This window comes from Parabacteroides sp. AM17-47 (assembly GCF_003434625.1).
Lineage (GTDB): Bacteria > Bacteroidota > Bacteroidia > Bacteroidales > Tannerellaceae > Parabacteroides > Parabacteroides distasonis.
This window is the reverse complement of the sequence record NZ_QTLI01000030.1, coordinates 10,680-34,566: the sequence shown is the minus strand read 5'-3', so window position 1 is coordinate 34,566 and position 23,887 is coordinate 10,680. Positions and strand designations below refer to the sequence as shown.

General features: G+C 45.6%; 15 protein-coding genes and 1 riboswitch. Of the genes, 3 read left to right on the top strand and 12 right to left on the bottom strand.

Annotated features, from left to right (window positions below):
* Position 1: 1 nt before the first annotated feature.
* From DW205_RS19720 to DW205_RS19710, 3 genes are all read right to left on the bottom strand, one after another.
* The gene (locus DW205_RS19720; protein WP_005866457.1) at positions 2–3,085 is read right to left on the bottom strand and encodes an efflux RND transporter permease subunit; all 3,084 of its coding nucleotides are present in this window, start codon (positions 3,083–3,085) and stop codon (positions 2–4) included.
* Between the two features lie 15 nt (positions 3,086–3,100).
* Positions 3,101–4,330 (bottom strand): efflux RND transporter periplasmic adaptor subunit, encoded by a 1,230-nt coding sequence (locus DW205_RS19715; RefSeq protein ID WP_005866455.1) that lies wholly within the window; start codon positions 4,328–4,330, stop codon positions 3,101–3,103.
* A gap of 78 nt (positions 4,331–4,408) precedes the next feature.
* The gene (locus DW205_RS19710) at positions 4,409–4,813 is read right to left on the bottom strand and encodes a DUF6769 family protein (RefSeq protein ID WP_005866454.1); all 405 of its coding nucleotides are present in this window, start codon (positions 4,811–4,813) and stop codon (positions 4,409–4,411) included.
* A 70-nt stretch (positions 4,814–4,883) separates the two neighbouring features.
* Here DW205_RS19710 and DW205_RS19705 point away from each other — a divergent pair, with 70 nt between their 5' ends.
* A complete protein-coding gene (locus tag DW205_RS19705) occupies positions 4,884–5,303 on the top strand; it encodes a hypothetical protein (RefSeq protein WP_005866452.1) in 420 nt (139 codons plus the stop codon).
* A 56-nt stretch (positions 5,304–5,359) separates the two neighbouring features.
* Here the strand turns inward: DW205_RS19705 and DW205_RS19700 are convergent, their stop codons facing one another.
* Positions 5,360–6,130, bottom strand: coding sequence for a sulfide-dependent adenosine diphosphate thiazole synthase (locus tag DW205_RS19700; RefSeq protein WP_005857953.1), 771 nt, complete (start codon positions 6,128–6,130; stop codon positions 5,360–5,362).
* A gap of 62 nt (positions 6,131–6,192) precedes the next feature.
* A riboswitch (TPP riboswitch) is annotated at positions 6,193–6,289 on the bottom strand.
* 400 nt (positions 6,290–6,689) lie between these two features.
* Between DW205_RS19700 and DW205_RS19695 the strand changes: the two genes are divergently transcribed.
* A complete protein-coding gene (locus DW205_RS19695) occupies positions 6,690–8,018 on the top strand; it encodes a hypothetical protein (RefSeq protein ID WP_005866450.1) in 1,329 nt (442 codons plus the stop codon).
* Positions 8,019–8,363: 345 nt separating this feature from the next.
* Here DW205_RS19695 and DW205_RS19685 read toward each other — a convergent pair whose 3' ends face one another.
* The 5 genes from DW205_RS19685 to DW205_RS19665 form a co-directional block, all read right to left on the bottom strand.
* On the bottom strand, positions 8,364–8,888 hold the full coding sequence (locus DW205_RS19685; RefSeq protein ID WP_005857955.1) for a ParB/RepB/Spo0J family partition protein: 525 nt from the start codon (positions 8,886–8,888) through the stop codon (positions 8,364–8,366).
* Positions 8,872–10,173 carry a DUF3440 domain-containing protein gene (locus DW205_RS19680; RefSeq protein ID WP_005866446.1) on the bottom strand — a complete coding sequence of 434 codons (1,302 nt, stop codon included), beginning with the start codon at positions 10,171–10,173 and terminating at the stop codon, positions 8,872–8,874. Before DW205_RS19680 ends, DW205_RS19685 begins: the two co-directional genes overlap by 17 nt.
* Positions 10,170–10,574, bottom strand: coding sequence for a hypothetical protein (locus DW205_RS19675; RefSeq protein WP_005866444.1), 405 nt, complete (start codon positions 10,572–10,574; stop codon positions 10,170–10,172). Before DW205_RS19675 ends, DW205_RS19680 begins: the two co-directional genes overlap by 4 nt.
* Positions 10,575–10,659: 85 nt before the next feature.
* The gene (locus DW205_RS19670) at positions 10,660–12,990 is read right to left on the bottom strand and encodes a glycoside hydrolase family 3 N-terminal domain-containing protein (protein ID WP_005866442.1); all 2,331 of its coding nucleotides are present in this window, start codon (positions 12,988–12,990) and stop codon (positions 10,660–10,662) included.
* Positions 12,991–13,048: 58 nt separating this feature from the next.
* Entirely contained in the window at positions 13,049–13,696 is a 648-nt protein-coding gene (locus DW205_RS19665) for an AAA family ATPase (protein WP_005866440.1), read from the bottom strand.
* Positions 13,697–13,841: 145 nt separating this feature from the next.
* On the opposite strand from DW205_RS19665, the gene DW205_RS19660 reads away from it, so the two are divergent.
* Positions 13,842–16,382: an ATP-binding protein gene (locus DW205_RS19660; protein ID WP_005866438.1), complete on the top strand. Its 2,541-nt coding sequence runs from the start codon at positions 13,842–13,844 to the stop codon at positions 16,380–16,382.
* Between the two features lie 38 nt (positions 16,383–16,420).
* Here the strand turns inward: DW205_RS19660 and DW205_RS19655 are convergent, their stop codons facing one another.
* The 3 genes from DW205_RS19655 to DW205_RS19645 all read right to left on the bottom strand — a co-directional run bounded on the left by DW205_RS19655 (position 16,421) and on the right by DW205_RS19645 (position 23,450).
* Positions 16,421–18,697 (bottom strand): GH92 family glycosyl hydrolase, encoded by a 2,277-nt coding sequence (locus DW205_RS19655; protein ID WP_005866436.1) that lies wholly within the window; start codon positions 18,695–18,697, stop codon positions 16,421–16,423.
* Between the two features lie 118 nt (positions 18,698–18,815).
* The gene (locus DW205_RS19650; RefSeq protein WP_005866434.1) at positions 18,816–21,086 is read right to left on the bottom strand and encodes a GH92 family glycosyl hydrolase; all 2,271 of its coding nucleotides are present in this window, start codon (positions 21,084–21,086) and stop codon (positions 18,816–18,818) included.
* Positions 21,087–21,095: 9 nt separating this feature from the next.
* Complete coding sequence (locus tag DW205_RS19645; protein WP_005866432.1) at positions 21,096–23,450, bottom strand: GH92 family glycosyl hydrolase; 2,355 nt, start codon at positions 23,448–23,450, stop codon at positions 21,096–21,098.
* Positions 23,451–23,887 lie beyond the last annotated feature (437 nt).

Sequence of the window (23,887 nt, the reverse complement as noted above, 5' to 3'; positions counted from 1 at the left end):
CTTATTCTTTATTCTTGTTCATTATCAGATAAACAATCGGGATGATGAATCCGTTTAAGAACGTAGAGGTTAATAAACCACCCAAGATCACCGTCGCCATCGGGCTTTGGATCTCATTCCCGGGAAGATCGCCATTCAACGCCAACGGGATCAACGCCAAGGCGGAACTCAACGCCGTCATCAAGATCGGGTTCAAACGGTCTAGGGAACCTTGTATCACGGACTCACGCAATCCCATTCCCTCTCCACGCAAATGCGTATAGTGGCTGATCAGCAGCATACCGTTTCGGGTAGCGATACCAAACAAGGAAATGAAACCGATAATCGCCGGGATACTGATCTCGCCGGAAGTAAGCCATAGGATAATCACGCCACCGATCAACGCCAACGGCAGGTTCAACAAGATCACGCCGCTCTCCTTCACGTCCTTGAACTCATTGTACAGTAACATGAAGATCACCAATAACGACATCAATGACGTCAGCAATAAGGTACGGCTGGCCGCCGCCTCGCTCTCGAACTGGCCACCATATTCGATATGGTATCCCTCCGGCAAACGGATATTAGCCTCTACCCGATCCTGTATCTCATTAACCACACTTCGCAAGTCACGTTCCGATACATTGGCACTAATCACGATCTTACGTTGCACATTCTCACGATTGATCGTATTCGGACCGGTCACCGAACGGATATCGGCCACGTAGCTTAGCGGCACTTTCTGTCCGGCGGCATCGATCATCAGATTGCTAATATCATCCATCGTGGCACGGCTAGCGTCGGAGGTCTTCACGGTCAGGTCGAAGCTCTTGCCATCGTCGTACACCTGACTTACGGCCTCTCCACCCAACATCACATTGATATATTCCTCGAACTCCGGCAGGGGAATACCATATTTAGCCAGCAACTCACGTTTCGGGGTGATTGTCAACTGCGGACGCTCGATCTGCTGCTCTACCTTCAAGTCCACCAGACCCGGGATCGTTTGGATAGCGGCCTTGATCTGGTTTCCGACCGTAAACATCAGGTTCAAGTCCGTACCAAACAGCTTGATAGCGATATTCGCCTCCGTACCGGAAAGCATAGCGTCGATACGATGGGAAATAGGTTGCCCGATCTCTATATTAGCGCCGCTGATCGTAGATAACTTCTTGCGGACATCATTCATCACCTCATCCCGACTACGGTCTTGCAATTCGAAAGGAGCCTCGATCTCGGAAACATTCACGCCCAAGGCATGCTCATCCAATTCCGCACGACCGGTCTTCCGAGCCACAGTCTTTATCTCGGGTACTTGCAACAGCAACGCTTCCGCACGGCGTCCGATCTGATCCGACTCGTCCAAGGAAATTCCCGGAAGCGAGCTTACGTTGATCGTAAAAGAACCCTCATTGAACGGGGGCAAGAAACTACGTCCCAAATGAAAGAAGATCACCAAGGCGACCACAAACAAAGCGATTGTGGTACCTAGCACCCATTTCTGGTAAGCCAACGCAAACTCCAAAGCCCGTTTATAGACCACTTTCAACTTCCGGGCTATCCAAGCCTCACGCAGTTCCTTCATTCCCGTCGCTTTACGGTTCAGCAAATAGCTACAAAGCACCGGGGTCAAGGTAAGCGCCACCACCGTAGAAGCAAACAACGCCACGATAAAAGCGATACCCAGCGGAACCAACATACGGCCTTCCATACCACTCAAGAAGAACAAGGGCACGAAACTCACCACGATAATCAAGGTAGAGTTCAAGATCGGCATACGTACCTCACGGGAAGCATCGTAAACCACCTCCAAGGTAGAGCGTTGCTGCTCCGGAGGCAAGAGCCGGTTTTCCCGGATCCGTTTATACACGTTCTCCACGTCCACGATAGCGTCATCCACCAAGGAACCGATAGCGATCGCCATACCTCCCAAGCTCATCGTGTTAATCGTTAATCCCATGTAGTGCAATACGATGATAGAGACCAGTAAAGATAACGGCAAGGCTACCAAGGAGATTACCGTCGTACGTATATTCATCAAGAACAGGAACAAGACGATCACCACGAAGAAGCTACCCTCGAACAAACTGTTCTTTACATTATTAATAGAGTTATCGATAAAATGGCTCTGGCGGAATATATCGGTAGAGATACGAACATCCGTCGGCAGGTTCTTTCGCAAATCGACAACAATCTCGTCCAGCTTCTCCGTCAACTTCTCCGTACTCGTATCCGGCTGTTTGGTCACGGTAATCAATACGGCCGGCTTCGTTCGCTCGGAAGCGGTTCCCAGCTTCGGGCTTTTACCGCCGATCTTGACCGTAGCGATATCACCCAGCGTAACCGGATACTCATTCACGGTCTTCACCACGCCCTGAGCGATCTCCTCCGCCTTCGAAGTCGATAAGACACCTCGGATGATGTATTCGTTCGAGAACTCATACAATACACCACCATTGGCGTTCCGATTCATATTCCGACAAACATCCAACACCTCGTTCAACCCTACACCGTAGTGCTTCATACGAGCCGGGTCCAACAAGATCTGGTACTCCTTAATATCGCCACCGATCACGGCAACCTGCGCCACACCGCCCGTAGACAACAAACGGGGACGGATCGTCCAGTCGGCAATCGTACGTAAGTCCAACAAAGACGTGGAATCGGCGGTCAGACCGAGAATCATCATCTCACCCAAGATGGATGACTGCGGGCCTAAGGTCGGTTTACCTACGTTCCCGGGAAGGCTCTCACCCAAGACTGCCAGTTTCTCGGATACGATCTGACGAGCCCGGTAAATATCCGTACCCCAATCAAACTCTACCCAAACCACGGAGAATCCGGTGGTAGACGAGGAACGCACACGCCGTACGTCCATCGCACCGTTCACGGCGGTCTCCACAGGGAATGTCACCAAGCGTTCCACCTCCTCGGGAGCCATACCGTTCGCCTCGGTCATGATCACGACCGTCGGGGCGTTCAAGTCCGGGAACACATCCACGTCCGTATTAAACGCCGTGTACGTACCCCAGATCATCAGCAATAGCGCACAAACCAAGATTACCAACCGGTTGTGCAATGAATAATAAATTATCTTATTTAACATGCAACGTCCCTCCTATTAATGGCTATGGCTATGAGCCGGTATCGCGTTAGAAGCGGAAGACAACTTGATTTGGTAAGCGCCACGGGTCACGACCTCATCGCCCGGTTTCAATCCGGAAAGGATCTGTACCTCCGAGCCGTTATTCGCTCCCAACGTCACCCATTGCTTCTTATAGCCTTCCTCATCCAGACGGATAAATACCGAATAAACGCCCTGCTCCTCGATAAGGGCGGAGACAGGTACGCTCAAGACATTCTCCATCGGCTTTGTCAACAAAAAGATCTCCACGAAAGAACCGGGGATAACCGCTCCTTTATTATCGAACTCGAAAGTCACCGGTACATAGAAAGAGTTCATATCGGAAGCCTTTCCATACGATAACAACCGTCCACGCAAATCAGACAATTTATAGAGAGCGTTATCATACGGAGTCATGAAATTAGCGGTTTGGATCATGGGAAGATCGTTGTAATACCTCTCAGACACGTCCGCACGCAATACCAAACGATTGTTTTGCGAGATCGTAGCCAAAGGCTGACCTACAGATACATAATCACCCTCTTTCACTTGGATGTTCTTCAAGTAACCGTTCAAGGGAGAGACTACAGACACGCCTTTCGCCGTCTGTTTTCCCGCTATCGCCTCATAAGCGACCTTGGCGTTCTCGTAATTCAAGCGGGCCTGCTCGAAATCCTTGGCGGATACGATCTTATCGCCTACCAAGGCTTGCATACGCTCGTATTCCTTTTTCGCCGTCTCATAAGCGAATTTAGCCCTTGCCGCCACGTCTCCATCCGAGAGGGCGTTGGACGCGATACTCAACACGGCCTGTCCCTTGCGTACCGCCGTACCATCCACGAATGGTAAGCTCCCGAACGAGATCACGCCGGGGACGGTAGCGACGATCACGGACTCCTCCCCTTGCGCCGCCATCACTCGTCCGCTCGTCTTGATCACATCCGTGAAAGGAGCGGGATTAACCGTTACGGTTTGTAAACCAACAGCCTCGGCCAAGGCTTTCTTAAAGACGATCTCATCGGGATGGGTACCACCGGCCTCATGCTCATGGTCATGGCCTTCGTGTTCATGTCCCTCATGATCATGATCGTGATCCTCACCTTCATGCTCATGGTCGTGAGCCTCTAATTCATGATTATGCTCATCGTGTCCGGCTTGCGACGCATTTCCCGCACAACCGGCAAACAGGTAAGCGCACATCGCACCTACCAAATATATTTTCTTCATTGTGTAAAAAATCTTGATATCGTTAATAATAAATAGATAGGGGCAAGTCTGTCCTCACCCGCTCTCACAAACGAGGTATCAAGACATAGGAGGGGCACGAAGTCCCGAGGCACTCACTATCCAAGTGTCGTGCAGCGACTCAATGTAGGGGGCGTTCTCGTGATCAAGGAGCTGTCCGCAAAACGCCGGTTCAGGTGGATAAATGTAATCAAATAAGACGAGTAACGGCATCAGATGTATATCCACATCTCCATCCATAAAATGAGAAATATGCGTACTGAAATAGGCCAAGTTATGCCCGTCGCAACCGCAATCATGCGTATCAGTGCTTTTATCGCCATGCGCTTGCTCCGCGGTCAAGGATTGATAACAAGGCATCCCGTCCCGGTGATGATGGTGAGGGATAACCACAGAAAGCAATGCCAAGATGCCGGCCATCAGCACCACGTATTGTACAATCCTCTGTTTCATTTTCTCACGCATGGCACAAAGATAAGGATATTTTTCCGTTTTTTACATGAATGTTGTAAGTTTGCGGTAAATAAAAAGATAGATGAAGTTTGGAGTAAATAAAAAGGTATTATTATATACCGCCGGTTGCGTATGGATTTTCGCCGGTATCAATATCTTACGCATCGGTATCATCACATGGTTAAACGATACCCATTATTGGTTATTCAAGATCGGGGAAGCGACCATCGTTTTCTTACTTTTCTTCAATTTAGTCTTTAAACGGCTTTTCTATAAACATTCCGAACGGATCTCCCGGAAAAACGGGAAACATTGCCCGTTCTCTTTCTTCGACGTGAAAGGTTGGATTATCATGATCTTCATGATCGCTTTCGGGATCACGATCCGCACGTTCCATTTACTGCCGAATTCTTTCATTTCCGTATTCTATACGGGATTATCCACGGCGTTGATCATAACGGGATTCTTATTCTTGAGACAAGGAAAAACCGTTGGGAATTGAGAATTGAAAATTAAAGATACAACAATCAATAATTTTCAATTCTCAATTCTCAATTTTCAATTCCCAAGTTTTTCGCAGATCAACTCAGCAGCCTTCTTGCCGCTCATCAGCATGCCGCCAAAGATCGGTCCCATACGGAAGCTACCGCTTACGCCGTTAGCGGCCATACCGGAAACGAATAATCCCGGGTAGATCTCCTTCGTGTTCTCCACCGTCGTCTGCTCACCCAGCTCCACATTCAAGGAACGCTCGCCGATCACGCCTCCGGTCGGTGTATTCAATTGGATATCATTCTTACGGGCTACCACACGGGCAATCTCGCAATCATGCCCCGTACCTTCCAAGACAGCCTTTGCCATGATCGTCAACGGATCCACGTGCATCCCCTCACGGATTACCGGAGCCCAGTTCACTACCACACCGGCTACGGCATCGTTATGAAACACCACGTCCTCTACCGAATAGCAGTTAAAGATCGTAGCGCCCGCCTTCGTCGCCTGATAAATCAAAGCAGAAGTGGTATGTACCGAATCCATGATATACGTACCATTAGCACCTTCCTTATAGCTTACGCCCAATTCCTTGATAATCGGCATAGCCTCTTCCTGCACCACGATATCGTTGAACATCATAGCGCCGCCCCACATACCTCCACCGGGAGCCAGCTTACGATCAAACAACGCCACCTTCTTACCGGCTTTCGCCAAGAAATAAGCGGCCACGATACCGGAAGGTCCCCCTCCCACGATCGCTACATCCACAGACAAGTTGCTCTTCAACTTCTCGAAGTAAGAGTCAATGATTCCACTTGAAACAATCTGTTCCATCTTAATAACTAATTAAAGTTTAAACATCAGGGAGCACATAGAGGTAACGCCCCCTTTATTTCCTAGTTCTACCTTATTTTCCCTTCGCCGGCATTACCCGGATCAGGTTCGATGGGTATAATCTCAGCCCGTATGACTCGGGCACCCCTATGTGAAAAGTCGGGGGCAAATGTACAAAAAATTAGTATAACTGTACACCTTCAGGTTCCACTTCTATGTTTCCCCTCAATTTTTCCGTCATTCGGATGGATAATGTATAAGATGCCTTGAAGATTTGCCACCAATTTCATCGGGTACAATAGCCAATAACATTCATAATAAAACCATAGGTTATCAGTATAATTATCACGGTATGTTAGTCTTTTCCTTGTTGCAATGCAAATTCTTTGCAAAAATCATCGGTCAAATAATAAATATTTGTAACTTTGCTTACGATAAACGTAGTGGTATTAAATCTGTAAATCTTGTAATTAGGTAATTCAAACTTATAGTTTCTATCTCTGGTTTTCAATTTATCAACCAATATGACTCATATTAATCCTTATAAATCACTGCAATTATGTCAATGCATGCTATAGAAAGTTTGGTGGAATATTCCGTGATAACAACAGCGACCGCCTCTCCTGTTCCACCTTTGGCACAAAGTATTTGTTATAGTCTTTACCAAATCCAGAATCAACTGGACTGCGGGTACACGGTATTACGGGTTCGTGATGAACTGGAACAACTCGGTTATCTCTCTCTTTTGCCTCCGGAGCAATTGCCGGAGCCGGAGCGTAGCGAGGCGAGGCGGCTTGCCGTAGAGGGCGGTTTCTTGAAAGATGGTACTTATGTGGACGGTTGTTCCGGAAAGTGTTGTGTCACCGCAGGGACTGCATTATGGAAAAAGCTGCTTGAGATGAGTGTTCTTCCTGTATCGGCAAAGGCGGAACTTCGGCTACTAGACCCTTTGGAATTGGCGGAACAAATTGTTCCCTTAGCTTCTAAGGCACTTGCCGAAGGGGATAAAAGAGGAGCCGATACGCTGGGACATTGGTACGCGTTCTTTCCGCTACTTTGCGTAGTGGAAGGTTTGGACGATGACAATGCACCCGAACCTGAAAGAATCCAAACGTTGCTCCGGCTGCTGGCAGTTCCCGAAGCGTTTGAAGTGGCAGGAGCCTATGGGAAAGAGATGGATTTCGATTTTGAAGAAGAGGAAATGTCTTTCCTTGCCGGTTGGGAGACCCCGTACAACCAGTGGAAAGAGAAACAGGAATCTCTATTTCCAGAATTTTGTAAACGCATAATGTACAAGCTTATAGAAAAGCATGATTTTGCGGAAGCCGACCGTTATGCCTCCCTTACAGGAGATGAAAATGATCCGTCACGCCTGCTCCACCGTTGCGTGGTCAGTTTCGCTTGCCACCAATGGCTGAAGGCACAAGAACCGGGCACATTGCCACCGGAACGCCTGCTCTCTCTCCTTGAGGTCAAAGAGGGGCTTGAGTACCTGAGCGGACTGCCGTTAACTGAGCAGGAACTTGCTACTTGCCGTATTTATTTGTTACAGACACTTGTATTGTTGGGTGATTATCCGGCTACCATCGAAATGCAGCGATCCCTGTTTACGGAAGCTATCAACAAACTGGAACAATACCCCGAAGGAGAGACAAAACAGATACAACAAATCGCATTATCCATCAGCTACTACCAAATGCTATACACTAATCTTCCGGACGATTATCCCTCTAAGAAAGAATGGATGCGAAAAGGCTTTCCCGGATTGATGGAACTACCCGGCATCAAACGGATATGTGGTGAACTGCTTCCTGAAATGCCGCAAATGGCAGATACGCTGCAAGGATATATGGAACAATGTGATGCCTTGATACAATATCTTAAATAAAAGAAGTTATGTGCTTTACCGTCAGAAAAATCAATATCATGTTGTCGCTGCTGTTAGTGGTGGTATGTTCTTGGGGACAAGTAACGGATGCGAAGAATTTTACAATCACTCCGCAAACCGTAGTGAAAACCAATTTGCCCAAACAGGCTCCCTGCTTGTTTGAGTTGCAAGACATATTGAGAGAACGATTCGGGCAAAGCGCCATTATGGGAGGGTTACGGGCAAAAGGCAATTCGGTTATCGAGCTTTGGACAGACTCTGAGTTGGAAGGGAAAGAACATTATATACTCGATATATCGGCGAACAAACAAATTGCTCCTCAACATATTGAGAAATGTAAAAAGCTTAATCTTCTTCCGACCAGTCATCAGACCAACCGAATTCTTTATCCCGGAATAATTCAGCTAATCCCGAAATCTGCTTGAACCGAAGTAACTCATTTTTATCCATTCCAATATTACGCATGATCCACTTATCAGACATCCCAGATTTGACCAACTCCGTAACAATCTCCGTCATAAGTTCCAAGTTGTGCATCCCTCGAGCCCTGTTATGGCGAATGGTTGAAGCCATTCGGTTTGAAATATCTTTCTCAATCACCGTTACAGGCAACATTCCTTTCTCACGATCATAAATCCTTTGAGATTGCTTCATAACCAGATAACGATGATAACCATCTACTATCTCATATAAATCATCCTCTTCAAGATAATAACAGACGCAAGGCATCGTATAGCCATCCTCCCAAATGGAAAGTTCCAATAATCGCATTTCCGGTGGTGCCATGATATTAGGGTTATAGCTGTTGGCTACAATTTTTTCTATAGGGACAGCCCTAACACCATATGCCGGACTAACAAAGTTTCCCATGCTTATAAAAATTATATTTGTCCATTACTTCTTTTCTCATATCCCTCTCTCGTTTTGTCTGGGAAAAACCCATATACTTGCATGTATGATCGTTTTTCAAAATACAAACACACATACGTTTGTAAGTAGGGATTTCTTTAAACTCGGGTATATTGATATCATCGATATACTCCATCCGTACTGGTTTCTTATCCGTATGGTAAGCGGTACATTCTTCCACAATGATAGGAATATTAGCCGCCCGTAACTTAGCGATTGTCTCCTCACTGAGGCATCCCCCTTTTTCTCTCCAGAATTTACGGCTGACTCTTAACTTATTCAAATAGTTCTCACGAGTTTCTTCGGGTAAGGTATTTAGGAGAAAATACATATATTTCTCCCAAGAGAACCCGGCTGGGCACTTGATAGCCCTCCATCCCATAGCGGAGGTATTCCCATATATACCGGCAAAGCCAACACCGTTTACACGTCCAACCATCCGCCCCCACATGTCGGGATCGACAACTTTGTAAATGAACAGTGTGGATATCGCTTGGGATATGAATGGGCTCGCCACACGTTGCCGGGACAAAGGCACCCCTGCTTGATAATACAAATCATACAAATGATTATATGGCCAACCGAACTTTCCGTTCGCTATCCAGATATCCTGAGTTTTCCAATCATAAATAGGATATGCGTTATATATAGAATAATTCATTCTGCGAGTCCATTTATAATTAGCTAGTTTTCTGTAATTCTTATCACTATGTATGGCCCGCCACCTATTAAAACTCTCTTGGGTACGGATACCAACAAGGCAACATATACGCCGGCCCATTTTCCGTTGATACAACCAAAAAGGGAACATATTCTGAAAATCATAATCCCACATGTCCTCCTTGAAGAAGTCAAAGTCTTTCGCCCGGAGACATGAATGGGGCATCTCTCGAACCCAGATATCCCGGCACTCCTCGCTCCAAGGTCTCCAATATTGTTGAAACATAGATGTACATGTCTGGACTTTAAAAGGAACACAACAATGATAAATATCAAGGATATCGGAATTAGCGGCATAAACCTTTTCCACATATTCGGTCGTCTGGCTGTATTGAACCTCATAATCCATATGAAATACACCTAGTTTTCGTCCCGGAGCGTATCTACGAATATAATCTACACACAAATTCAACAGTACACCACTATCCTTTCCGCCGGAAAAAGAGACGTATACGTAATCGAAATAATCAAAAATGATCTTCAATCTTTTCTCTGTCGCCTCGTACACATCCATTCTTCGCATCATGACTCTACCTCCGGTAAATAATGCATTTTATCATAATTTTTCCACTCAACACATGTCTGGAACTTTTTTTGTGAGAACACTTTTACATGACGTTTATGCACAACAGCCATAAGTGAAGCTTGAGATGAAAAATCCTTTATGACTTCTTCAAGAAGTTCACTCAATACCGAAGGATCGTCACCACTCACGAAATAATTGTCTATAGAGTAATAGATATGTCCTTTTTTTACAGGCATAAAACCAACAACAGCCGTTTCATGAAAGGCTATATACCAAACGTGGCTACGAGATGTTTTAAAAGGGTAATTGTTATTTTGTCGCAAAATGGCTGGATTCATGACCAAAGGCGCGACAAGTTCATATAACAATTTGTCCGTTCCCTGCAATGTCATAATTTTCATGGTCTGCACTTAATAATATTACCATGCAAATTTAGGCATTATATATAGATACCGTAACCACAAAAACACAAAAATGTAATTTACCCTATTTATATTTAGTCACTCGCTCATCATCGATAACGCCTTTCCAATTCATACCAAAAGCGAAATCATACAGATGGCCCTCGCTGTCCGTATAGCATTTCATATCCCGGGGAACATCCTCGAATTGCTCCTCCACGATACGCATATCTGCCGGCATCTGCAAAGGCAACAAAGCGGAAGGCTCGGCTTTTCCACTGATGATATCCAAGACCGCTTGGTTTTGTACACCGAAGTTCACCAAAATGGCATCCGCCGAACCCTCGAACTCGGACATAATCGTGGGCTTATCCATCTCCAAAGATACGATTACAGGCTTACCTTTCATTTTAGCCTTTGTCTCCAAAACAGAAAGCATATCCTGCTTATTAGCTGTTTTCACGGACTTACCTTTATAAGAACGGTTCGTGAAATTCTCAAACGGATCTCCCCCCGCCAAACTTGGGTTACGGGCATAGGTAGCGGTATAATCATTATACTGTAAACTGATAGGCATATAACCGTTTCCTCCTTTCTCACGATCGGATTTATCATACCCCGTACCACTGTTCGGGCTCGTCATAAAGACGATAGCGAAATCCGCCTCATCGGGATTATCAACGACCGTAAAATACTTACGAACCAAATCCAAATTCACCGGATCATCCCTATGAGCCTCGCTAGTCGTTCCGAAGAAACCGACTACCGCCGGATAATAACGTTTCGGAATATACACCTTCATCTCCTTACTCATAGGTAAGGCGTTTCCCTTATTTTTCAGCATCACGACAGAAGCGAGCTGGGCATCGTAAGCCTCCTTCATAAAATCAGGATTCCCTACGATCTTTTGGGATTCGGCAGGGTCTAAATAGGGATTCTCAAATAATCCTGTCCGAAAGATATTCAGTAATAAACGTACGGCAGAAGTCTCGAAACGTTCACTCATGGCGGGCTCTCCCATCTCTTCCACACCCATCTTATAAGCCTCCAATACCGGGCCTTTATCGTTATTACCACCAAACTGATCTACGCCAGCCATCAAAATACGGTAATGCCGTTCGGCAACAGAAAGCTCCTCCGCTCCCCAAGGTTTTCCGGCGAAGGTCTCTATGCCCGTCTCATCACCCGTGATTCCCCAGTCTGTACAAACCACACCGTCGTATCCATATTTCTCACGTAATTGATCCGTAATCAGATAACGGTTGTAACTATTCGCAATATCCGCACCATCCGGATTCAGTCCGACAGAAATCGTATAATAAGGCATCACCGCAGAAGCTTTGCCGGTAGCTCCATCCAATTTAAAGGCGCCTTCCACAAAAGGCTTCTTTTGTTCCTCGATATTCTTTCCGGGGTAAACAGCGTATTTACCATAACCGTAATGAGCATCACGTCCAGCCTCACCCGGTCCACCCCCCGGCCAATGTTTTACCATGGCGTTTACGCTCTCATAGCCCCAACCGTCACGAATCTCTTTCCCACCGGTTGAAGTCTGAAAACCGTCCACATACGCACGAGACATATCCGTAACCAAGTCCGGATCCTCTCCAAACGTACCGCTCACACGGCTCCAGCGGGGCTCCGTCGCCATATCCACTTGCGGGGACAAGGCAGTAGCGATACCTAACGCCCGATATTCAGCAGAGGCGATCTCACCAAAACGTCTCATCATTTCCGGACGGAAAGTAGCCGCCAAACCTAAAGAACCGGGCCATAAGGAGATCTGTCCTCCGCTACCAAAATTATACTCTGTATCCGCAGCCGTACCATGGCGAGGATCGGAACTATTATTGGCTGGGATACCGTGACCGATGCCCTCCACTAAAGCTTGCACATTATTATTCCAGCGAGCCGCCACTTCTGGACTTTGTACTCTCGTAACCAATACATGACGAACATTATCCTCGGTGAGGAATTTACGCTGCGCATCGGAAAGATCGGATGGCTGGGCTCCACTCTCATCAAAAGATTTGCCATTGTAGGTAGAAGCTCCAAACCCTTTCGAGGCACCGGGGATAGATTGATGGGCGCTATAAAGCATCAATCCGGCGATCTCCTCTGTAGATAACTGCCCGGCCAAATCAACGGCACGTTCCTCGGGGGTAAGACGCCAATCCTCATACGGATCAAGCAACCCGTTCCGATTCAGATCTTTGAAGGCATATCCGTCAACGGCAAGAAGTCTCACCCCCGAATTGGCCGAATATCCTAATACAGCTCCTTCTTGCTGGGTAACGATACGGATAGAATCTTTCTCTACCTCCGTCCACTTCGTGCCCGAACAAGCACAGGTGGAAACTAACAAGGCGCCCAACATACCATGGGTCAGCCGAACAGTAATAAAAGGTTTTCGCATACTTTCTTAGTTTTAATAGGTTAATCTCTATTCAATAATGGTTTCTCAAGAATACGATTTATCCGAAATGAGGCGGACGCTTATTCAATCTGCGCTCGATAAAGCTTTTCATAAATTCCACGGTCTCGTCGATCCCTAATACGGATACATCGATCGAGAAATTATAAGAAGAGGCCATTCCCCATGTCTTATTCGTATAATAATTATAGTAAGCCGCACGGGATTTATCAGTCTTCTCCATCATGTTCTTCGCCTCTTCCACTGTCACACCATGCCTTTCCACGGTCTTTTGGACTCGGCTCTCCACTGAACTATGGATAAAGAAGCTCAAACAAGCCGGATCATCCCGGAGGATATAATCAGCGCAACGCCCTACCAAAACACACGACTCAGTCTCCGCCAATTTACGGATAGCGTCACTCTGTATCTTAAAAAGACCGTCATTAGACAAAATATCATTATAAGGCGTAAACATCCCTCCCATAAAAGAAGAGTACCCCATCGTAAAAGCGTACGATAAACCACTGGAGGCACGTTCGTCCGCCTTCTCGAAAACATCCTCGCATAATCCACTCTCACGGGCCGCCACGGTAATCAGTTCCTTATCATAGTAACCGATACCCAACTCCTTCGCCAAACGTTGTCCGATCTCGCGGCCACCGCTTCCGAACTGGCGGCCTATCGTCAATATGATTTTATTATCCATAGATTTCAAGTTTAATTCAACCATTTACAAACGTACAAAATTATTTTTAAAGCCACGATAATAATATAATAAACACTAAAACAAAAAATAATCAAAGTTTATACTTACATTTGTTTTCGAATAAATTTAGTACACTCAATTTATCATGAATAACATTCATTCCAATACAACATTTCTTAATGAGGCTATAGACAAGAAGACCGATGTAGAAGATGAAAAGACCGACTTGATTTTGGCCAATATGATTGATTTGCGAAAAACGATGTCGGATGTATTGTCACTTCTTCTTGGAGCCAAAGAAAACTCGGTTATTGACCAAGCGCTATTCCGCATCTTACAATTTTTCGATGTGGATCGGGTGTATATCGGAACATTTGACGAACAAACTCATACTGTTGACTTTACGAATGAAGTTACTTGTGATGGCATTATCTCTATGCGAGAGGATTTACTGCGTCAACTCCCGCAAGACGAGATTCCTTGGTGGTACGATAGTATCAAAAAGGGCATGGATATCGTTATTCATGATGTCTCTAAAATGCCGGAAGAGGCGAAGAGTGAGCAGCATCTTCTGATTTTGCAAGAGGTTTCATCCTTATTAGTCATCCCTATTTTCAAGCAAGGCAAACCATCCGGATTTATCGGCTTTGATTCTGTAAAAAAGAAACGGAACTGGAGTGCCTTAGATATAGAGAATTTACATATGTTGGCTGATATCCTTTCCATAGCCATTGAAAGAGGGGAAGTTCAAGGATTAGTAGAACATACGGCTATGCAAGTCATGAAAAGCGAGACGAAGTTTAAGATCATTTTCGACAAGATGCCTTGGGGCGCCGAACTTTATGATGAGAATGGAGTGTTGGTAGATATCAACCAAGCGGATCTCGATATTTTTGGTGTTACCCGTGAGCAGGCCGTGGGACTGAATATGTTCGAGAATCCTAATATCCCGAAATATGTAAACCAAAGCCTCAAAAACGGAAAAGATATATTCTTTCCACTTAATTATGATTTCAAGGTTGCTTCTCAAAACGGCTATTACGATAGTCATCATGATTCTAAAACAAAGCATCTGTTGGTAAAAGGAGTCACATTAAAAGACTCTCTTGATAATATATTCGGCTATATTTATATTGTATTCGACGATACCGAGAATCACATCAAGCGGGAACAAATCGAAAATAGCCTAGCCCGGCTAAAAGTATCGGTAGATACCGGGGATTCCATTCTTTGGGAATACGATGTAGAGAATGATAAATTGACCGTAGATTTTGGCCTCAATGAAGACATTAATAATAATGAGGGGCTAAAAGCGATTCATGATTACAACTTCAAGAATCAAGAAGACTATAAATCCTCAATCCATCCGGATGATTTTGACCGGGTATATAATAAACAGTTCAAACCTCTCCTGCAAGGGAAGATCAATAACTTCGTAGCGGCTTACAGGCGTATCCTCAATGGCAAAACATTCTGGTTCAACTCCAATGTACGCTCCTATAAATTCAACGATGACGGAACGCCTAACAGGATCGTAAGCTACACCTCCAACATAACCCAGCAACGGGAAAAGGAGATCGAGCTAATCAAGGTAAAGGAAGCTGATAAATTGAAGTCCGCGTTCTTGGCGAATATGAGTCATGAGATACGCACGCCGCTGAACGCTATCGTCGGGTTCTCAAATATAATCGCCGAGATTGATGATGAGGTAGAGCGTCAATCTTATTTAGATATCATCCATAAAAACAATGATTTGCTACTGCAACTGATCGACGATATCCTTGATTTCTCTAAAATCGAGGCGGGAACCATGGATTATCATTTCGAGGAAGTGGACATCAAGGATATATGTGGCGAAATCGCATTGGCAGACTCTATAAAGATGCCTTCAGACGTGGATCTGATCTTTGATCTCGACTCCCCATCCGTAATCGTTAAAACCGATGAGCGGAGGGTTATGCAAGTGATATCCAATTTCGTGAATAACGCTATCAAATTTACCACAAAAGGAAGTATCACGATTTATTATGAGATAGAAGGGGATTTTATCCGAGTCTGCGTGAAAGATACAGGTATCGGTATCTCCGCGGAAAACCAAAGACGTATATTCGAGCGATTCATCAAGGTAGATACTTTCCAGCAAGGTACGGGATTGGGATTAACCATCAGCCGAACCATTATCGAGGCATTAGGAGGTAAAATCGGCGTAGACTCTGAAGAAGGGGTGGGTTCCACTTTTTGGTTCACTCTGCCTTTGGACACAAAACGGACTGATATTGAGCTTTCACCGGACATCCTCGTCCAATCCGAAGAAACGCCCCGTTCAGATAGGCATCATTCCATCTTAATCGCCGAGGACGTTTATGAGAATTATTTCCTTTTGGAAACCTTGTTTGGCAAGCAATACCAACTTTATCATGCGCTAAACGGGCAAGAGGCTATCGATATGTTCGAGACATATCATCCGGACCTAATCCTAATGGACATAAAAATGCCGGTTATGGACGGATTCGAAGCAACTCGCAGAATCCGCACCTTATCCAAGACCATTCCGATCATAGCACTCACGGCATTCGCTTTCGAAAGGGAAAAGGAGATCGCCAAACAATGTGAATTCACGGATTATGTAGTGAAGCCCATTGATATAAAAGAACTAAAGAAATTAATCGCTAAGGTATTGGCATAAAAAAAGCGTGTTGCGACAATCGCAACACGCTTTTTTATTTACTTAGGCATCGGAGCAGCAGAAGGAGGAGGCGTTCCCAATCCCCATTCCTTATTCGCTTTCGGCCCCATCTCTAACTCTAACAAACCACCGACGGCGATATCGCTATGATTGAACCAAGGCTGGTTCAAGGTTACGCCGTTCAACTTAGCGGATTGTACGTATTTATTCTCATCGGACGCGTTATTCGCACGGATCTCGAACGTATTGCCGTTACCCATATCCACTTTCACGTCGGTAAACATCGGGCTACCGATATTATAGGTAGGAGAACCCGGAGTCACCGGATAGAATCCCATCTGACTGAAGACAACGAAAGCGGACATACCACCACCGTCCTCATCACCCGGTACACCCATCAAATCATTGCGGAACCATTGATTCAATAAGGTACGGATACGTTTCTGCGTCATCCAAGGCTTACCCGCATAATTATACAAGTACGGGATATGCAAGCTCGGCTCATTCGCCATAGAGAACATACCTACGTTACCCGTATGATCCGGAAGCGTGGAATAGAATTGCCATTTAGACATACCCAGCGGCGTATTGAACATGGAATCCAAAGCAGAGGTAAACGCCTCATTGCCTCCGATCAAAGAGATCAAGTCACCGATATTATGCTGTACGTCCCAACGATAAATATATCCGTTATTCTCATCGTAATAATCACGGGCACCCAGACCACCATCATAACGGTAATCCAATGGATAGATAAACTTGCCATCCTTATCTTTCGGATGGAAGAAACCTGTCTCCGGATTAAATACGTTCCGGTAATTGTAAGAGCGACGCAAATAATAATCCGCCTCGTCTTTCTTTCCCAATTCTTGAGCGATCTGGGACAAGCACCATTCATCATACGAAGTTCCTAAAGTCACGGCGATCGGCTGACGTTTTTCCCAAATGGATACGTTAGGCACCGTCTCTTTCTCTCCCGGTCTCAACGCAGGAATATAGCCATGTTCCTTGTAGAAATCGTCCAACCAACCGGCGGGAGCGGCAGACCACGGGATCAAGGTCTTTTCCTCGATACCTTTCTTACAAGCGATATAAGCCTTTTCCAGCTCAAACCCACGCAAGCCCTTGCGGTAAGCGTCGATCACGGTAGCGACAGCATGGTTTGAGTTCATACGGCGTGTATCTCCCGTCACCTCCGGGAAGGTAGGCATCCAGTCGGTACCCATCTGCTCCGCCATCAGGAGATAAGAGTTGATGATATCGTTCTCACGCTCATTATCGATCAAGACACGCAGGGGATGCGTAGCACGGTAGGTATCCCAAATCCAGTCGTCCGTATAGAAAGGCCGTCCGCCATCCTCATGGATCTTTCCGTCGAAAGCACTGTAATAATGTCCGTCCTCGCTCAAGTTTATCGGGCGTTCGTAGCAACGATATAAAGAGGTATAGAATACGGTCTTCTCATCCTTGGTACCGCCTTGTACTTGTATTTTACCTAAAGCGTCGTTCCAATCGTTGCGGGCGATCTTCGCTACCACATCCACGTCGTAAGCGGCGATCTCACGCTCCAGATTCTTCTTCGCCTGTTCCTCGCTGATAAAAGAGATACCGTAGCGAACGCCAAGTTTCTTCACGTCCTCCCCGAAGGAAAGGGCGATAGCGGCATTGGTACCTTCCACGGAGGTCTCGTTATAGTTGACACTGCCGTTTGACAATACACCCGCTTTCACAGGCTTCTGGTTCGTCTCGGCATATAAAAAGACTTTCGTTTTCTTATCTATATATTGATAACCGCTTACGGAATTACCATTTACTTGTAGCTGTCCGTTACGGCTGTTAAATACCAGATAAGCCGGTCCCTCTTTCTCGAAAGTGAGCGAATATACGGCACTTTGATGGGACGGGGCGAAGTCCACGTCGATTTCCTCATTATCCAGATATACCTGATAACGGTACGGCAAGATCTTCTCCCGATCATAGCTATAAGCGATCACGGGTCGCAAGCCGGATTCGTCACCTTGATAAGGGCATAAATTGAACGCGGAACGCTCACGATGGTTTGTCACGATAATAGGCAAACCGCCCAGACGGTCGCCCGTGAAGTCCGCACGCTCCGGATATACACGTAGCATACTGTTCGGCAAATGCACGGTCGGGAAAGTAGGCACCAATAAATGGCTGATGTTTCCCATATAAGGATTCACGTAATCCACCGGGTCCATCGCCGAAGGAGAAGTCCCTCCCCCACCGGCGCATGACACCCACAGGAAAGCGGAAGCCAAAAGGGCCATCGAAGTTTTAAGCTTTGTCTTCATTTTGTCGATTATTAATTCGTTAATTATTCTTTGCTTCTCAGCCGGGTACTTTCCCGGCAATCCGTGAGACGTTGTCTCACGGGTAACAGAGCTAACCGCTCACTAGTAAGGGAGCTATTTACTCAGCCGTCTTCGGACGATTTTCCGGGGCAGCTCCGAACTCCTTATTCGGTGTACTTCCCATCACAAAGGTAAGATTCCCTCCCTTCACGATATCATCATACAGGATATAAGAATTGTTATAAGGTTTACCATTTAACAACACGGATTGGATATATACATTCTCCTTGCTGTTGTTCTGGGCTACGACCTCGAAAGTCTTACCCTCCGGCAAATGAACGGAAGCCTTATCAAATAACGGGCTACCGAACACGAACACGCCATTGGAAGGATTTACTTGGTAAAATCCCAAGGCAGACATGATATGCCAAGCGGACATCTGGCCACAATCCTCGTTTCCGATGATGCCCTCCGGTTGGTCGGTATAGAACACATCTTGGATGTAACGAACTTTCTCGGCTGTCTTCCATTGCTCGCCGGCGTATGGATAAAGGTAAGTGACATGATGGCTCGGCTCATTTCCATGGGCGTACATGCCGATCAAGCCACTGATATCCGGAGAGGCGTTCTCTCCTAACTCACCTTCCACCAAGAACAAAGAATCCAGTTTCGAGATAAACGGAGCGTCGCCACCCATCAACTCGATCAAGCCTTCCGGATGCTGGGGCACGAAGAATGTATAATGCCAACCATTTCCCTCACAGAAATCGCCTACGCTATGTATGGACTGAATCGGATCGTACGGCGTACGCCAGCTGCCATCATTCATTTTCGGACGGATAAAGTTGATATCCTTATCGAAATACTGCGTATAATATTTACCACGTTTCAAGTAATTCTGGTAATCCTCCGTCTTGCCCATTTTCTTCGCCATCAAGGCGATACCCCAATCATCGGCTGCGTATTCCATCGCGATAGAAGTAGCCTCACGTACCTTATCACAAGGGATATAGCCTTTTTCCAACACGTACGGCACCCCGTTTTGCTTCTCATAGACAGAGGAAGCAACCATATAACGATACGCACGGTCAGCGTCAAAGCCGGTAAAACCTTTCAGATAGGCATCCGCGATAATAGGCACAGCGCTATATCCCGGCATTTGATCCGTCTCACCACCAATCAACGGCCAGATCGGTAATTTCTCTTGCTGGTCGTAAATGCTTAACATCGAGTTCACCAAATCCGACACATATTGAGGCTTGATAATCGTGAACAACGGATGCAAGGTACGATACGTATCCCATAGAGAGAAAGTGGAATAGTTCTTCCAAGTATTGTTCGTATACACCTTATCGTCATGGCCACGGAAATCGCCATTCGCGTCGCAATACAATGTCGGAGCGATAAACGCATGGTACATGGCGGTATAGAAAACCTTCTTGGCACGCTCATCTTTCGTATCGATGGAGATACAAGATAATTGATCATTCCATTTATCGATAGCCTCGTTACGAACCTCGTCGAAATCCCAATGAGAAAGCTCCGCACGTAAGTTAGCCAAGGCATTCTCGCAACTTACGGAAGAGATAGCGACCTTTACCAAGGCGGTCGGGGAATCTCCCTTAAAGGTAATCACTCCCTTAACGGACTCGCCCGTCAACTCATCATTACCCGCAGCCTCATCATCGTTGAATACAGCCAAAGACTCGATCGGCTGATCACATTTCAACGTAAAGAATACTTTATGACGTGGGCTCCAACCTTTGGAAAAGCGGTACCCCTCGATCGTGTACTCATCAATCTTCTTCAAATAAGTGTCATACGCTTTATCACCGATACCCTCCTTCAAGTTGATCAAGAGGCGATGCTCGCTTCCCGACGGATACGTATAACGATGTAAGGCTACACGCTCGGTCGCCGTCAACTCCGCTTTTACGCCATTATCCATCAGCAAAGAGTAATATCCCGGAGCTACGGCTTCGTTGGCATGTTTATAATAGGAAGAAGCGGCTCCCTCTATATTATCTTGCTCGCCACGGGCGGTACGTACCTCGCCCGTATAAGGCATCAGAAGGATATCCCCCAGATCAGAACATCCGGTTCCGCTCAAATGCGTATGACTAAATCCGATAATGATACTATCGGAGTAATGGTAACCGGAACACCAGTCCCATCCCTTAAAAATATTCTGAGGACCTACTTGAACAGCTCCAAATGGAACGTTTGCCCCGACAAATACGTGTCCGTGTTCTCCCGATCCGATATAAGGATCTACATATGCGGTAAAGTCTGTCTTGTTTTCCGTTTTCTCCGGTGTAGCACAGGAGTATGCGAAAAATGTCAGGCATATCGCTATGCCTGACATTAATGGTTTGTGAATGAAATTCATCTTAATTGCTTATTTCTTCTTTTTACTAGGTTTTACTGAAATAGGGGAAAGTTTATTGATCCCTTCCTCGTTTACGGAGAATGAGTAAGGCATATCCTCCGGATTAATACCACGATTCATATTCGGCTTGTCACCCATCTTGAAGTCGATCACGCCACCCTTAAACAAATCGTTATGATCCAGATAATTCTTAGTGTAGTTCTTGCCGTTGAACGTCATGGATTCGATATAGATATTCTTATCGCTGTTGTTCGGGGCATTGATCACCAAGTTGTTTCCATTCTCAAAATGGATCGTAGCCTTCTTGAACAGCGGAGCGCCCAACACATATTGGGTCGTACCCGGAGCGACCGGATAGAATCCTAACGCTGAGAATACATACCAAGCGGAAGTCTGGCCATTATCCTCATCACCGCAATAACCATCCGGACCCGGAGTATACATCTTATTCATTACTTGACGCAACCAATATTGAGCCTTCCAAGGTTGACCCGCATAGTTGTATAAATAAATCATATGCTGGATCGGCTGGTTACCGTGAGCGTAGTTACCCATATTCATCACGGTCATCTCGCGGATCTCGTGGATCACACCACCGTAGTAGCTATCATCGAACAAAGGCGGTACAGCAAATACGGAGTCAAGCATCATCACAAATGAATCCTTACCGCCCATCAAGTCGATCAATCCCTGAGGATCGTGGAATACAGACCATGAATAGTGCCAGCTATTACCTTCCGTGAAAGCGTCACCCCATTTCAGCGGAGAGAACGGAGCCATGAACTCGCCATTCTCATTCTTGCCACGCATCAACTTGGTTTCCTTGTCGTACAGGTTCTTATAGTTCAACGCACGACGGGCATATAAATCCAATTCCTTTTTCGGACGGCCTAGTTGTTTAGCGATCTGCCAGATACACCAGTCATTGTAAGCATATTCCAATGTACGAGCGGCATTCTCGTTAATCTTCACATCGTAAGGGACATATCCTAACTTATTATAATATTCATGCCCCAGACGTCCTGTAGAAGAGACCTTCGGGTGAACGTTTTCCGTACCATGGATCAAACCTTTATATAGAGTCTCCAAATCGTCAACCTTCACGCCTTTCATATAAGCGTCTACCAAGATAGATGCCGAGTTATTACCGACCATGCAACCACGGTGGCCCGGACTTGCCCATTCCGGGAAGAAGCCGCTTTCCTTATACGTATTGATCAAACCCTCTTGCATTTCCTTGTTTACAGACGGGAACATCAAGTTCAAGAACGGGAACAAACTACGGAACGTATCCCAGAATCCGGTATCGGTAAACATATAACCGGGTAATACCTCACCATTATACGGGCTGTAATGAACCACCTCGCCTTGAGCGTTGATCTCATAGAACTTACGGGGGAACAACAATGAACGATAGAAGCAAGAATAGAAAGTACGGTATTGATCCAAATCTCCACCTTCAACTTCGATCTTGCTCAGATGCTCATTCCAAACATCCTTACCTTTCTGAACCAAAGTATCAAAGTTATCGTTACCTAATTCCTTCATATTGATAGCGGCCTGATCGAAGCTAATAAATGAGGAAGCCACCTTCGCATGAACGATTTCACCCTTCTTCGTCTTGAAACCGATTACGGCTCCTACATGGTCACTCGTTTGCTCCTTCGCACCCTCTTTCAAAGAAGCGTCGGCAAATGTAGCCTCGTATGTGAAAGGCTTATCAAACTCGATCACAAAATAATTCTTGAAATTATCGGGAACCCCGCCGCTATTCTTCGTTGAATAACCGATGATCTTATTCTCCTCCGGAATTACCTTGATATAAGAACCCTTATCCAAGGCATCCACCACGATATAAGAATGCTCGTTTTCCGGGAAAGTGAAACGGAACATAGCGGCACGATCTGTCGGCGTTAATTCCGTTACCACGTCATGCTCCGCCAGATATACCTTATAGTAATAAGCCTTGGCGATCTCTCCTTTATGCGAGAACCAGCTCGCACGTTTATCTTGGTCGAATTCCGGTTTACCAACCACCGGCATGATTGCAAATTGTCCGTAATCATTGATCCACGGGCTTGGCTGATGGGTCTGTTTAAAGCCACGGATCTTGTTAGCCGTATATACATACTGCCATCCATCTCCCATCTTTCCTGTCTGAGGAGTCCAGAAATTCATACCCCACGGACGAGCGATCGCCGGATAGGTATTTCCTGTAGACAACTCAAAAGAAGATTGCGTACCCATTAGCGGGTTTACATACTCTACTGGATCAAAAGCCTCATTCACAGCCGCTACCGCAGGTTTTCCCACCCACATCAACATCGCCGCTAAAGCTAAAGCCCAAACGCTTTTTTTCTTCATGATATAGCTATTTAATTAATAATATAATTTATCCGTTTTTGTGTTTTATATTCATAGTTGGACTACAAATATCCATTTAATTAACATGAATAGAAAGTGATTCTCGTGTCATTTATTTAGAAATATCCCTTTCTTTCTTATGAATTTCTGGCATTATACGAATCTAGGTGCAAATCTAACAAAAAGAATTAGAAAAAAGAAATCCAATGAGCTAGATCATGCCCTATTCATCGCACTTTTATCATTCCCGAAAAAGATTAAATATCACATGCGAGTTCCGTACGAACTATGTCCATCTATAACGATAAAAATTACATAGACAATGTAATCAATCTAAACTTAATTAAAAAACAAAGCAAAATGACAAAGAATGAATCTAAGCTATTATCCATTCAGGGGATAGCTAAAGCCTCAGCGTTCTGTTTGCTGCTTTCTGC